The sequence below is a fragment of the Actinomycetospora sp. TBRC 11914 genome, from assembly GCF_012933465.1.
In the GTDB taxonomy this organism is placed as follows: Bacteria; Actinomycetota; Actinomycetes; order Mycobacteriales; family Pseudonocardiaceae; genus Actinomycetospora.
Window position 1 is genome coordinate 815,722 of record NZ_JABBND010000001.1, and the last position, 13,073, is coordinate 828,794.

The window sequence follows — 13,073 nt, forward strand, 5'->3', positions numbered from 1 at the left end:
CAGAAAGCGGTGTGTCGATCGGTTCCAGCTTACGAGAACGCCCTGACGGCCTCGGGCCTTCCCCGGGCGTGGTGGGCGACCATGGAGGGGTGACCCGCGCCGGCCCCTCCCCCGACCCCGGGCGTCCGGGGTGGTCGGCGGGTCGCCGTCGGCGGAGCACCGGCCGGGGTATCCCGATCGATGAGTGCACGGAAACTGACACTGGACGTCAGCGATGCGACACCGCTGACACACCGCAGGACCCCGGCCCGAAGAAGATCACCGTCACCCGCGTCGCCGCCTGGCGCGCCCGCACCCTGACGCGGGCCGGGGTCCGCGCCTTCCACCGGGCGGCCTCGGCGGACGGGGCCGACCGGTCCGGGCTGACCGCGCTCACCTACGCGTGGATGGCGAACTACGCCTCGGACGCGACGCTCGCCGTCGCGCTGGCCAACACCCTGTTCTTCTCGGCCGCGAGCGCGGAGTCCAAGGACAAGGTCGCCCTCTACCTGCTCATCACCGTCGCCCCGTTCGCGGTGGTCGCCCCGGTCATCGGTCCCCTGCTCGACCGGATCCAGCGCGGCCGCCGCCTCGCCCTGGCCGCGTCAACGGCGGGCCAGGGCGCCCTCGCCGTCGTGCTCGCCCTGTTCATGGACACCTGGGCGCTCTACCCGGCCGCGCTGGGGATCCTGGTGCTCTCCAAGTCGTTCGGGGTCCTCAAGGCGGCGGTCACCCCGCGGGTGCTCCCGCCCGGCATCACGCTGGTCACGACGAACTCGCGCCTCACCGTCTTCGGGCTCGTCGCGTCGGGGGTGTTCGGCGCGCTCGGCGCCGGCGTGTCCTACCTGTTCGGCTCGACCGGCGCGGCCTGGCTCACCGCGGTGATCTGCGCGGTCGGCGTGTGGCTGTGCCTGCGCATCCCGGCGTGGGTGGAGGTCACCGAGGGCGAGGCCGTGACCACCCTCATCCGCCGGCCGGGCACCACCCGCCGTCGCGCCCCGCGGGTGCCGATGAGCGGCCAGGTCGTCACCGCCCTCTGGGCCAACGGCACGATCCGCACCCTCACCGGCTTCCTCACGCTGTTCGCCGCGTTCGTGATCAAGCACCAGACCGAGGGCACCCCGGGCCGCCAGCTGCTGCTGCTCGGCGTCGTCGGCGCCGCCGCCGGCGCGGGCGGCTTCCTCGGCAACGCCCTCGGGGCCCGGCGCCGCTTCGAGGCGCCGAACCGGGTCCTCGTCACCGGCCTGGTGGCGGGGCTCGCGGGGTCGGTGGTCGCGGCCGTCGTCGTCGGGGTGGTGACGGCGGCCGTCGTCGCGCTCGTCGCGGCCACCGCGTCCGCGCTGCTCAAGGTGTGCCTCGACGCCGTCGTCCAGCGAGACCTGCCCGAGGCCGCGCGGGCCTCGGCGTTCGGGCGCTCGGAGACGATCCTGCAGCTGTCCTGGGTGTTCGGCGGCGCGCTGGGCGTGCTGCTCCCGCCCACGTGGTGGCTCGGGTTCACCGTGATCAGCGGCGTGCTGGCGGTCGGTACCGTGCAGACCGTGCTGACCACCCGCGGCCGATCGCTCCTCCCGCACCGGCGGCCGACGTCGTGACGACGCCCGACCAGGAGTCCCGCCCCGTGCCGGAGGGTCACGACGGCGGCCTGCGGGCGCGGCTGCGCGGCGTGCCCCGGTGGGTGTGGGTCGCCGTCGTCGCGATCGTGGTCGTCGTCGCGGCCGTCGTCGTCGCGCTCGTCCTGACCTCCGGGCCCGACGACCCGGGCGAGGTCACGTTCGCCGCGGCCGGGCAGACCCGGCAGGCGCCGCCCACGGTGTACTGCGACCTCATGGTGACCGACTGCGAGAACGACCCGTCCGCCGTCGTCGCCCTCCCGCTGCCCCCCGGCACCACCGTCGACGTCACCGTCCCCGACGCCGTGCTCGCGACGCCGTGGCAGGTCGCGTTCGCCTACCTCGACGAGACCGGGGCGCAGCAGAGCGGCCGCAGCCAGGTGTTCGCGCCGAACGCGAGCGGCCACTTCCGGCTCGCCCTGCCGGACCCGCGCTGGCGCCTGCAGCGCGTCGAGGTCCAGCAGTTCGGGGCGAGCCAGACGGTGACCCCCCAGGGGAGCCTGTTCTCGACGCGCTCGACCTGGGTGCTGGTCAGCGGCTGAGAGTCACCCCTCCAGCTCGCGGGCGACCGCGCGGACCACCTCGGCGAGGCGCTTGGTGTTGCGGCGGTCGGGGTAGCGGCCGCGGCGCAGGTCGGGCTGGACCTTGGCCTCGAGCAGCTTGATCATGTCGTCGATGAGGCCGTGGAGCTCGTCGGGCGACCGGCGCTTGGCCTCGGCGACCGACGGCAGCGGGTCGACGAGCCGGACCTGCAGGGCCTGCGGACCGCGGCGGCCCTCGGCGATGCCGAACTCGACGCGCTGACCCGACTTCAGCGCCTCCACCTCGCGGGGGAGCGACCCCTTCGGCACGTACACGTCGGCCCCCTCCTCCTGGGAGAGGAAGCCGAAGCCCTTCTCGGCGTCGTACCACTTGACCTTGCCGGTCGGCACCGTGCTCACCCGTTCTCTCGTCGACGAGAACGCGCCCCGGCGTTCTGCCGGAGCGCGTCGGACCATCGTATCCCGCGGCCGCCACTCAGAACCGCTCGTGATCATTGGCGGCCCCCGGTCAGGCGGTCGGGCTCACCTGGCCCAGTCCGAGGAGCTCGATCGACTCCTCGCGCATCTCGACCTTGCGGACCTTGCCCGTCACCGTCATCGGGAACTCGTCGACGACGCGGACGTAGCGCGGGATCTTGTAGTGGGCGAGCTTGCCGTTCGCGAACTCGCGCACCGCCTCGGCCGTGAGCTCGGTGACGCCCTCGCGCAGCCGGACCCACGCCATGAGCTCCTCGCCGTAGCGCTCGTCGGGGACCCCGATGACCTGCGCGTCGAGGATGTCCGGGTGGGTGTAGAGGAACTCCTCGATCTCGCGCGGGTACACGTTCTCGCCGCCGCGGATGACCATGTCCTTGATCCGGCCGGTGATGTTGACGTAGCCCTCGTCGTCCATCACCCCGAGGTCGCCGGTGTGCATCCAGCGGGCCCGGTCGATCACCTCGGCGGTCTTCTCGGGCTGGTCCCAGTACCCGAGCATCACCGAGTAGCCGCGGGTGCAGAGCTCTCCCGGGGTGCCGCGCGGGACGGTCAGCCCGGTCTCCGGATCGATGATCTTCGACTCGAGGTGGGGCAGCGTGCGGCCCACGGTCGAGACCCGGCGGTCCAGCGAGTCGTCGGCGCGGGTCTGGGTGGACACCGGCGAGGTCTCGGTCATGCCGTAGCAGATCGTCACCTCGGTCATGCCGAAGCGCTCGACCACCTGCTTCATGACCTCCACCGGGCACGGCGAGCCGGCCATGATCCCGGTGCGCAGCGGAGCGAGGTCGTAGGAGTCGGCGTTCGGCAGGGAGAGCTCGGCGATGAACATCGTCGGGACGCCGTAGAGGCTGGTGCACCGCTCCTCGGCGCAGGCCTCGAGCGTGAGCGTCGGGTCGAACCCGGGCGCCGGGATCACCATCGTCGCGCCCGAGCTGGAGCACGCCAGGTTGCCCATCACCATGCCGAAGCAGTGGTAGAAGGGCACCGGGATGCAGACCCGGTCGGCCTCGGTGTAGCCGCAGAGCCGCCCGACGAAGTAGCCGTTGTTCAGGATGTTGTGGTGGGACAGCGTGGCGCCCTTGGGGAAGCCGGTCGTCCCGCTCGTGTACTGGATGTTGATGGGGTCGTCCGCGGTGAGCTCGAGCCCGCGGTCCCGGACCCGGCCCACGTCGCCGTCGCGGACGAACAGCCCGGCCCACTCCTCGGTGTCGGTGATGACCACCAGCTCGAGCCCCGGGCAGTTCGGCCGGACCTCGTCGATCATCTCCGCGTACTTCGAGGTCTTGAAGGAGCGCGCCGCGACCAGCATCCGGATGCCGGCCTGGTTGAGCACGAACTCGAGCTCGTGGGTCCGGTACGCCGGGTTGATGTTCACCAGGATCGCGCCGACCTTCGCGGTGGCGTACTGCAGCAGCGTCCACTGGGCGCAGTTCGGCGCCCAGATCCCGACCCGTTCGCCCTTGGCGATCCCCAGGTCCAACAGGCCGACGGCGAGCGCGTCGACCTCGGTGACGAACTGCGACCACGTGTAGCGCAGGCCCTGCGCGCGGTCGACCAGCGCCTCGCCGTCGGGGACGCGGGCCGCGGTGCGGTCGAGGTTGTCCCCGATCGTGTCCCCGAGCAGGGGCTCGTCGGAGATCCCCGAGGCGTACGAGGGCAGTGACGGGACGGCGGGCGCGCTCACCGGGCGACCTCCAGGCGTGACGATCGTGGTCGCCCTCACTATGCCCGCGGTCACACGTCCGGCGCACCCCTCGAGTCCGCCGGACGGTCCGGCCGGGAACCCGCGTGCCCGGCTGGCACGATCGGCCGCGTGACGGTGCAGAACCCCACGGCCACGTCGTCGAGCGCGGACGGCGCCGGCCTCACCCCCGACGACGTCGAGGGCACCGCCGCCGGGCTCGTCGACGTGCTGGGCGCGATCGACGACGACGGGTGGTACTCCACCATCGAGGTGGTGCGGCCCTGGTCGGCCGAGAACCCACGCCTGACCGGCGAGTTCTCCCGCACCGACGCGATCCGCCGGTACATGCGGCGCGAGCTCGCGGCGCTGCTGCGGGCCGGCGCGCGGATCACGGTGCGGCCGGCCCGCCCGGCGCTGCCCTTCGACGACCCGTCGTTCTTCGCGGCGCTCGACGAGGACCGCGTCGACGTCCGCTCCAAGAAGCTCTTCCTCTTCGGGCCCGAGCGGATGGGCCTCTCGGTCGACCGGCTCGGCCACTACACCGGCACCGCCGCCGAGGCCTTCCAGCGCCACGTGATCTTCACCAACTACGCGATGCACGTCGAGGCGTTCCTGGAGCGCTACCCCGACGCGGTCGTCCCGAGCCGGCCCGGGGCCCAGATGCCCGCGTACCACCACCTCACCGACGACGGCGACGGCGTCTCGCTGGTCAACATCGGCGTCGGCCCGGCGAACGCGAAGACCGCGACCGACCACGTCGCGGTGCTCCGGCCCGACACCATGATCATGATCGGGCACTGCGGCGGGCTGCGGAACCACCAGCAGAAGGGCGACTTCGTCCTCGCCACCGGTTACCAGCGCTTCGACCACGTGCTCGACGAGGTGCTGCCGCTCAACGTCCCGGTGATCCCCAACCACCGGCTGAACACCTTCCTGCTCGAGGCGCTCGAGGCGGCCGGGGCCGAGTACCGGATCGGCACCGTGCACACCACCGACAACCGCAACTGGGAGCTCAACCAGCGGACGACGCTCGCGGCCATGCAGGCGTCGCGGTCGGTGGCGGTGGACATGGAGTCGGCGACGATCGCCGCGAACGGCTTCCGCTACCGGGTGCCGAACGCGACGCTGCTCTGCGTCTCGGACAAGCCGCTGCACGGGTCGCCGAAGCTCTCGGCCGGCGCGCAGCAGTTCTACGAGGCCTCCAAGCGCCAGCACCTCGGGATCGCCCTGTCGGCGCTGGACCGGGTGCGGCGCGAGCACCCGGGCGGGCTGCCCAGCCAGGAGATCCGCTCGGTCGACGAGCCGCTGTTCGGGGGCCCGTCGGACACGTGAGGGCCCCGTGGTCAGCGGTGGTCCTCCGCTGACACCGGACATCGGGATCTGTGCGGCCGCCCGGGCCATGATCGCGACCTCGGCGGCGACACGCCCAGCCCGCGCCAGGACTCGCCGCCCGGGTCGTGATCACGGAGCACGGCGTTCGCCCGCGGCGGAATCCGGCCCCGGAACCGTCGCCGACCCCCTAGCGTCGCTGCCATGGGCGAGGTCATCCCTCTCGAGAGCCGCCGTCGGCGCGCCGATCCCCCGGCACCTGCTTCCCCGGCGCCGACCCCCCTGCGCCGCGCTCCGGCCCCGGCCGACGAGCCGCTGTGGCGGGAGGCCCTCGGGCGAGGGCTCCGCGACCTGCGGCACGCCCGGGGCGACCGCCTCGCCGACACCGCCGAGCGGGCCGGGATGTCCCCGCAGTACCTCTCCGAGCTGGAGCGCGGCCGCAAGGACCCGTCGAGCGAGATGCTCGCGGCCGTCGCCGGCGCGCTCGGGGTGCCGGTGCGCGACGTCGTCCGGCGGGCCCACGCCGAGCTCGCGCTCGGCAGGGGATCCCGGGGCCCGGTGCTGCTCGCCGCGTAGGAGCGGCCGCCCGAGTGGACCGCCACGGCTCTCGCCGCAGCCGTGGGAGTCCACTCGAGACCGACGGCCCGCCCCGAGTGGACCGCCACGGCTCTCGCCGCAGCCGTGGGAGTCCACTCGAGGCCATCGGTGATCACGAGTCCGCCGCCTACCGGAACGAGATCACCTGGTCGACGATCCCGTAGTCCCGCGCCGCCTCCGCGGTCAGCACGAGGTCGCGGTCGGTGTCGTGGCGCAGCGTCGCGGTGTCGCGGCCGGTGTGGCGGGCGAGGATCGCCTCCATCTCGGCCCGCACCCGCACCACCTCGTCGGCGGCGAGGATCAGGTCCGGGATCGCGCCCCGCCCCTGCGCCGCCGGCTGGTGCAGCACCACGCGCGTGTGCGGCAGCGCCGACCGCCGGCCCGGGGCGCCCGCCGCGAGCAGGACCGCGCCCGCGGCGACGGCCTGGCCCACGCACGTCGTGGCGATCGGGGCGCGGACGTACTGCATGGTGTCGTAGACCGCGAGCATCGCCGCGGTGTCGCCGCCCTCGCAGTTGACGTACATCGAGATCTCCTGCTCCGGGGCGTCGGCCTCGAGGTGGAGCAGCTGGGCGATGAGCGCGTTGGCGACCCCCGCGTCGATCGCGGTGCCGAGGTAGACGATGCGCTCGGAGAGCAGGTGGGAGTAGACGTCGACGATGCGCTCGCCCCGCGCGTCCCGCGTGACGACGTTCGGGATCGTGTAGCTGCTCATCAGGCCGCCACCCCCATCCCCACGCGGAGCCGGCGCACCGGCATGACCTGGTCGAAGTCCGACACGATGCCGTCGACGAACCCGTAGTCGCGCGCCTGCTCCGCGGTGAACCACCGGTCGTGCAGCGAGTCCTCGAAGACCCGCTCCGGCGGCTGCCCGGTGTCGGTCGCGATGAGCCCGAGGACGGTGTCGCGGGTGTGGCGCAGGTCGTTCGCCTGCACCTCCACCTCGACCGCCGAGCCGCCGATCCCCGACGACCCCTGGTGCATGAGGATCTTCGCGTGCGGCAGCGCGAACCGCTTGCCCGGCGTGCCCGCCGAGAGCAGGAACTGCCCGGCGCTGCACGCGAGCCCGAGCGCGAGGGTGGAGACGTCGCACGGCACGAGGCGCATCACGTCCCGGATCGCGAGCATCGCCGGGACCGACCCGCCGGGCGAGTGGATCCACAGCGCGACGTCGGCCGCGTCGTTCTCGGCGGCGAGGGTGAGCAGGTGGCCGGTGAGGGCGGTGCCGTTGTCGTCGTCGAGGACACCGTCGAGCACGAGCACCCGGTGGCGGAGGAGGTGGGCGCGCAGCTCCGGCGAGAACGTGCCCGAGGTCGATTCGCTCATGGCGCCCACCGTCGGCCCCGGCACCTCCACCCCGCCACGAGTTCCGCCCGGGGCAGCGCGGATCCGCTCTGGGCAGCGCCGTGTGCGTGCGTTCCCGTGTCCCGGCACGGGAACGCACGCACGAGGCGGAGCCAAAGTCAGCGGCCCGCCGGGTGCACCGTCACCTCGGCCGCCTTCACCGCGAACCACACGTCGTCGCCCGGTTCCACCCCCAGCTCGGCGACGGCGGCCGGGGTCACGTCGGCGGCGAGCCCCTCGACCCAGCCGGGCCCGCCGTCGAGCGGCGCGGCCCGCAGCCGGACGAGCTCCCCGTGCGGCTCCATCGCGGCGAGCCGGACCGGCAGCGCCGTCCGCGGGGACCCGCCGGGCTTGTCCCGGAACACCGACACCGACGCCGGGGCGAAGAGCGCGACCGCCGGCTCGCCCTGCTCGACGGGCTCGGGATGGGTCCCGACGACGACCGTCCCCTCGCCGGTGACGAGCCCCTCGGCGCTCGAGCGGCCGGGCACGAGGTCGAGCCCGGCGATCCGCGCCGCGAAGGCCGACCGCGGCCGGGTGAGCACGTCCGTCGTCGTCCCCGTCTCGACCACCCGGCCGGCGTCGAGCACCACGATCCGGTCGGCGAGGACGACGGCGTCGAGGACGTCGTGGGTGACCACCAGCGTCGTGACCCCGGTCGCGCGCACCACGCGGCGCAGCAGCGAGCGGATCGCCGGGGTGGCGTCGACGTCGAGCGCGGCGAAGGGCTCGTCGAGCAGGAGGAGCTCGGGGTCACAGGCGAGGGCTCGCGCGATCGCGACGCGCTGGGCCTGCCCGCCGGAGAGCTGCGCCGGGCGTCGTCCGGCGAGGGCGGCGGCGTCGACCTCGTCGAGCCACCGCTGCGCGGTCTCCCGCGCGGCGCGCCGGCCGCCGCCGGTGGACCGCGGGCCGAAGGCGACGTTGTCGAGCGCGGTGAGGTGCGGGAAGAGCAGCGCCTGCTGGCTCAGCAGCCCGACGCGGCGGCGGTGCACCGGGACGGCGACGCTCGGCGAGCTCAGGGTGCGCCCGCCCAGGACGATCTCGCCCCGCGTCGGCCGGTACAGCCCGGCGAGCGCCCCGAGCAGGGTGGACTTGCCGGCGCCGTTGGACCCGAGGAGCGCGACGACCTCGCCGGGCTCCACGGTGAGCGACACGTCGAGCTCGAACGAGCCCCGGACGACGCCGACGTCGGCCGCGAGCCGGCTCACCGGACGTCCCGGGTGCGGGTCACGACGATCACGAGGATCGCGATGACGACGAGGACGAGCGACATCGCGACGGCGCCGTCGATGTCGTCCTGGGACTGCAGGTAGATCAGCAGCGGCAGGGTGCGCGTGGTGCCCTGGAGCGACCCGGCGAAGGTGATCGTCGCGCCGAACTCCCCGAGCGCGCGGGCGAACGCGAGCACGCTGCCCGAGAGCAGCCCGGGCAGGACGACGGGGATCGTCACCCGCCACAGCGTCGTCACCGGGGAGGCCCCGAGCGTCGCCGCCACCGCCTCGTAGCGCTCCCCCGCCGTCCGCAGCGAGCCCTCGAGCGACACCACGAGGAACGGCATGGCGACGAAGGTCTGGGCCAGGACCACGGCCGTCGTCGAGAAGGGGACGGTGATGCCGAACTCGTCGTAGAGGAAGCCGCCGACGGGGCCGGTGCGGCCCAGCAGGAACAGCAGCGTGAGGCCGCCGACCACCGGGGGGAGCACGAGGGGCAGCAGGACCACCGAGCGGATGAACGGCAGGCCCGGCAGGTGCGAGCGGGCGAGGACGATCGCGAGCGGTCCGCCGAGGACCAGGCAGCAGACCATCGTCGCGAGCCCGGTCTTCAGCGAGAGCCACAGGGCCGCGAGGGCGGCGTCGGAGGTGACCAGGGCGAAGAAGTTCGACAGGTCGACCCGGAGGAGGAGCCCGACGACCGGGACCGCGACGAGCAGCCAGGCGAGCGCCGCCGGGAGCCACAGGAAGCGGGGGACGCCGTTCACGCGCCCCCCGCCCCCGTGTCGAGCGGCGTCACTTCGTGGTGAAGCCCGCCTGCTGCAGCGCGGCCTTGCCCTGCGGCCCGGTCACGAAGCTGACCCAGGACTGGGCGAGCTGGGCGTTGGGGCTGCCCGCCACCACGCCGATCGGGTACGTCTGGACGACGCCCTGGGCCGTCGCCTGCGGGAAGGTGACTCCCTGGACCTTGCCCTGGGCGCTCTTGACGTCGGTGACGTAGACGACGCCCGCGTCGGCGTTGCCGGTCTCCACCCGGGTCAGCACGCTCTTGACGTCCTGCTCCTCGCTGACGGGGTGCAGCGTCACGTTGGCGGCCTTCTCGGCGGCGGTGGCGGCGGCGCCGCACGGCACGGCGGGGGCGCAGACGACGGTGGTGACCCCGGGCTTGTTCAGGTCGGTGAACGAGGCGATCTGCTTGGGGTTGGTCGGCGCGACGGCGATCTCCGGCTGGTTGGTCGCGTAGACGATCGGCTCACCCTGGATCTTGCCGGCCTGCACCGCCGTCTGCATCGTCTTGCTGCTCGCCGTGGCGAGGACGTCGGCGGGAGCGCCCTGGACGACCTGCTGGGCCAGCTGGTCCGAGCCGCCGAAGTTGAACTTGACGGTGGTGCCGGGGTTCGCGGCCTGGAACTGCTGCGCGAGCTGCTGGTAGACGTCGGTGAGCGACGCGGCCGCCGAGACGGTGAGCGTCTTCGGGGCGGCCTGCTGCCCGGAGGGTGATGCCTGGTCGGAGGAGCCCGAGCCCCCGCAGGCGGCCAGGCTCAGCCCGAGCAGGGCGACCAGGGCCGCGACGAGGACGGCGCCGCGGCGCGCCGTCCGGGGGGATCGCTGCGTGGTGCTCACGCGGTGCCTCCGGGGGTCTCGACGATGATGTGGGTGGCCTTGACGACGGCGACCGCGAGCGAGCCGACCTCGAGGGCGAGCTCGTGCACCGCCTCGGTGCTCATGAGCGACACGACCCGGTGGGGGCCGCACTGGATCTCCACCTGGGACATGACCTTGTCGCTCTGGATGTCGGTGACCAGCCCGACGAGGCGGTTCCGGGCGGACCGGCCGACACCCGACGGATCGGGCGTGGCGTGCGCCTGGGCGCGCGCGAACGCCGCGAGATCCGCCCCGGCGATGACCTTGCGGCCGCTCGCGTCGGTCTCCACGGGCAGCGCCCCGCCGTCGGTCCAGCGACGCACCGTGTCGTCGCTGACGCCGAGCAGGCGGGCGGCCTCGGCGATCCTGAACTGCGTCACGGCGCCGCAGTCTAGAGGCGCAGGTGCGGTTGCGCCCCGGATGATCGGCGGGAATTTCGTGACCGCGCCGGTCGACGCCCGGCAGGTGCGGTCGTGGACACCTCGCGGGGGGCGCCCGCCGGTGGGAGGCTCCGGGGCGTGGACTTCGCACCCAGCGCCGTGGCGGACGATTACACCAAGCGCATGCGCGCCTTCCTCGACGAATCGATCCTCCCGGCGGAGGCGGAGTACGACGCCTGGCGTGAGGCGCGCCGCGGGACCCCCGCCGAGCACGACACCCCGCCGGTGATCGAGACCCTCAAGGCGGAGGCGCGTGAGCGGGGCCTGTGGAACCTGTTCCTGCCCTCGGAGTCCGGGCTGTCGAACCTGGAGTACGCCGCGGTCGCCGAGGTGACCGGCTGGTCGCCGGTGATCGCACCCGAGGCCATCAACTGCCAGGCCCCCGACACCGGGAACATGGAGACGCTGCACCTGTTCGGCACCGCCGAGCAGAAGCAGGACTGGCTCGCGCCGCTGCTCGCCGGTGAGATCCGCTCGGCGTTCGCGATGACCGAGCCGGAGGTCGCGTCGTCGGACGCCACGAACATCACGACCTCGATCCGCCGCGACGGCGACGACTACGTGATCAACGGGCGGAAGTGGTGGATCTCGGGAGCGGCCGACCCCCGCTGCCAGATCTTCATCGTGATGGGCAAGACCGACCCGGGCGCCTCGACCCACCGCCAGCAGTCGATGATCCTCGTCCCGCGGGACACCCCGGGCCTGACGATCACGCGCGCGCTGCCGGTCTTCGGCTACCAGGACCAGCACGGGCACTGCGAGCTCGAGTTCGACGACGTCCGCGTGCCGGTCTCGAACCTGCTGGGCGAGGAGGGCGGCGGTTTCGCCATCGCCCAGGCACGCCTGGGCCCGGGCCGCATCCACCACTGCATGCGCCTAATCGGGATGGCCGAGCGCGCCCTCGACGCCATGGTGCGCCGCGCCACCGAGCGGATCGCGTTCGGCAAGCCGCTGGCCGACCAGGGCGTGGTGCAGCAGCAGATCGCCGAGAGCCGCATCGAGATCGAGCAGGCTCGCCTGCTGGTTCTCAAGACCGCGTACCTCATCGACGAGGTGGGCTCGCGCGGCGCCGCGACGGAGATCGCCGCCATCAAGGTCATCTGCCCGCGGATGGCGTGCGCGGTGATCGACCGGGCGATCCAGGTGCACGGCGGCGGCGGGGTCTCCGACGACTTCCCGCTCGCCTACGCCTACGCCTGGGCCCGCGCCCTGCGCCTCGCCGACGGGCCCGACGAGGTGCACCTGCGCTCGGTGGCCCGGGTCGAGATCAAGTCACGCGCGTAGGAACAGCCCGAGCGCCCAGGCACGGCCGACCGCCTCCGCGCGGTCGGTCGCGCCGAGCTTGCGGAAGAGCCGGGTGGCGTGGGTCTTGACCGTCTGCGCCGAGAGGTAGAGCCGGCGGCCGATGTCGGCGTTGGTGAGCCCGCGCCCGACCCCGATGAGCACCTGCACCTCGCGGACCGAGAGCCCGAGCGCGTGCTGGACGGACACGTCGACCCGGATGGGGCCGCGCGCGTCGTCGCCCGGGCCCGCGGCGGTGACGGGCAGCAGGTCCTCGCCGCTCGACGACTCGCCCGCGACCTCGACGAGGGTCCGGACCAGGGCCCGGGGCGCCTCCCAGCGCAGGAACCCCACCGCCCCGGCCGCGAGGGCCTGCGCGACCGACCCGGCGTCCTCGGTCGCCCCCGCCACCAGCACCGCGGTCGCCGGGGCGACCACGCGGATGCGCCGGACGATGTCGGCGGCGTCCGCGGTGCGCGGCATCCCGACGACGACGAGGTCGGTCGGCCCCTCGCCGGCCCGGAGCAGCAGCTCGTCGTCGTCGGCGGTCGTGACGATCTCGTCCACGTCGGCGTGCGCCCGCAGCAGGAGCTCGAGGCGGTGACGCGCCTGCTCCCGGGCGTCGTGCACCACGCACGTCCGACCCATCGTCCGATCCGCCCCCGCTCCCGGCCCGCCCCCGACCGTGATCACGCAGTCCGCGCAGTCCTACCGCGTCACTCGACGGTGTGCGGCCCCGCCACGCGGACCCGCGGACGAGATCGCGACATCGGTGTAATTCACCCGGCCGGTTCTCACTCACATGCGCCACGCCGGTTTCGGTTGACCACGGAGCGCGATGATCGTTCGCTGCTCCCCGGACGGCCCGCACCAGCGCGGGCCCGGACCGGGAGTGGTGATGGCGGGTCGGCACGGTCCGGGGCACGGACTCCGGT

The 13,073-nt window shown here is 73.6% G+C and carries 14 protein-coding genes; 5 read left to right on the plus strand and 9 right to left on the minus strand.

The window, feature by feature from the left end; genetic code table 11:
* The first annotated feature begins 89 nt into the window (after positions 1-89).
* Both HH311_RS03895 and HH311_RS03900 read left to right on the plus strand, forming a co-directional pair.
* On the plus strand, positions 90-1,571 hold the full coding sequence (locus tag HH311_RS03895; protein WP_312029930.1) for an MFS transporter: 1,482 nt from the start codon (positions 90-92) through the stop codon (positions 1,569-1,571).
* On the plus strand, positions 1,568-2,131 hold the full coding sequence (locus HH311_RS03900) for a DUF2771 family protein (protein ID WP_169182197.1): 564 nt from the start codon (positions 1,568-1,570) through the stop codon (positions 2,129-2,131). Before HH311_RS03895 ends, HH311_RS03900 begins: the two co-directional genes overlap by 4 nt.
* Positions 2,132-2,134: 3 nt before the next feature.
* Here HH311_RS03900 and HH311_RS32505 read toward each other — a convergent pair whose 3' ends face one another.
* The gene (locus HH311_RS32505; protein WP_169182663.1) at positions 2,135-2,521 is read right to left on the minus strand and encodes a cold-shock protein; all 387 of its coding nucleotides are present in this window, start codon (positions 2,519-2,521) and stop codon (positions 2,135-2,137) included.
* Positions 2,522-2,639: 118 nt separating this feature from the next.
* Entirely contained in the window at positions 2,640-4,292 is a 1,653-nt protein-coding gene (locus HH311_RS03910; RefSeq protein ID WP_169182198.1) for an AMP-binding protein, read from the minus strand.
* A gap of 129 nt (positions 4,293-4,421) precedes the next feature.
* Here HH311_RS03910 and HH311_RS33085 point away from each other — a divergent pair, with 129 nt between their 5' ends.
* The gene (locus HH311_RS33085) at positions 4,422-5,624 is read left to right on the plus strand and encodes an AMP nucleosidase (protein ID WP_312029931.1); all 1,203 of its coding nucleotides are present in this window, start codon (positions 4,422-4,424) and stop codon (positions 5,622-5,624) included.
* 201 nt (positions 5,625-5,825) lie between these two features.
* On the plus strand, positions 5,826-6,197 hold the full coding sequence (locus HH311_RS03920) for a helix-turn-helix domain-containing protein (protein ID WP_169182199.1): 372 nt from the start codon (positions 5,826-5,828) through the stop codon (positions 6,195-6,197).
* Between the two features lie 148 nt (positions 6,198-6,345).
* On the opposite strand, the gene HH311_RS03925 is transcribed toward HH311_RS03920, so the two are convergent.
* The 6 genes from HH311_RS03925 to HH311_RS03950 all read right to left on the minus strand — a co-directional run bounded on the left by HH311_RS03925 (position 6,346) and on the right by HH311_RS03950 (position 10,797).
* Positions 6,346-6,933, minus strand: coding sequence for a ClpP family protease (locus HH311_RS03925; RefSeq protein ID WP_169182200.1), 588 nt, complete (start codon positions 6,931-6,933; stop codon positions 6,346-6,348).
* Complete coding sequence (locus tag HH311_RS03930; RefSeq protein WP_169182201.1) at positions 6,933-7,544, minus strand: ClpP family protease; 612 nt, start codon at positions 7,542-7,544, stop codon at positions 6,933-6,935. Before HH311_RS03930 ends, HH311_RS03925 begins: the two co-directional genes overlap by 1 nt.
* Before the next feature lie 137 nt (positions 7,545-7,681).
* On the minus strand, positions 7,682-8,770 hold the full coding sequence (locus tag HH311_RS03935) for a sulfate/molybdate ABC transporter ATP-binding protein (RefSeq protein WP_169182202.1): 1,089 nt from the start codon (positions 8,768-8,770) through the stop codon (positions 7,682-7,684).
* On the minus strand, positions 8,767-9,540 hold the full coding sequence (locus HH311_RS03940) for an ABC transporter permease (protein ID WP_169182203.1): 774 nt from the start codon (positions 9,538-9,540) through the stop codon (positions 8,767-8,769). The genes HH311_RS03935 and HH311_RS03940 overlap by 4 nt, the downstream gene beginning before the upstream one ends.
* Positions 9,541-9,568: 28 nt before the next feature.
* A complete protein-coding gene (gene modA, locus HH311_RS03945; protein ID WP_169182204.1) occupies positions 9,569-10,396 on the minus strand; it encodes a molybdate ABC transporter substrate-binding protein in 828 nt (275 codons plus the stop codon).
* A complete protein-coding gene (locus HH311_RS03950; RefSeq protein WP_169182205.1) occupies positions 10,393-10,797 on the minus strand; it encodes a TOBE domain-containing protein in 405 nt (134 codons plus the stop codon). The genes modA and HH311_RS03950 overlap by 4 nt, the downstream gene beginning before the upstream one ends.
* Positions 10,798-10,935: 138 nt before the next feature.
* Between HH311_RS03950 and HH311_RS03955 the strand changes: the two genes are divergently transcribed.
* A complete protein-coding gene (locus HH311_RS03955) occupies positions 10,936-12,141 on the plus strand; it encodes an acyl-CoA dehydrogenase family protein (RefSeq protein ID WP_169182206.1) in 1,206 nt (401 codons plus the stop codon).
* Here the strand turns inward: HH311_RS03955 and HH311_RS03960 are convergent.
* Entirely contained in the window at positions 12,130-12,786 is a 657-nt protein-coding gene (locus tag HH311_RS03960; protein ID WP_169182207.1) for a response regulator transcription factor, read from the minus strand. The genes HH311_RS03955 and HH311_RS03960 overlap by 12 nt on opposite strands.
* Positions 12,787-13,073: the final 287 nt, after the last annotated feature.

Bases quoted from the DNA above. Each gene is read 5' to 3' on its own strand.
- HH311_RS03930 (WP_169182201.1), bottom strand. From the start codon at position 7,544: ATGAGCGAATCGACCTCGGGCACGTTCTCGCCGGAGCTGCGCGCCCAC.
- HH311_RS03920 (WP_169182199.1), top strand. From the start codon at position 5,826: ATGGGCGAGGTCATCCCTCTCGAGAGCCGCCGTCGGCGCGCCGATCCC.
- HH311_RS03925 (WP_169182200.1), bottom strand. From the start codon at position 6,933: ATGAGCAGCTACACGATCCCGAACGTCGTCACGCGGGACGCGCGGGGC.
- HH311_RS03960 (WP_169182207.1), bottom strand. From the start codon at position 12,786: ATGGGTCGGACGTGCGTGGTGCACGACGCCCGGGAGCAGGCGCGTCAC.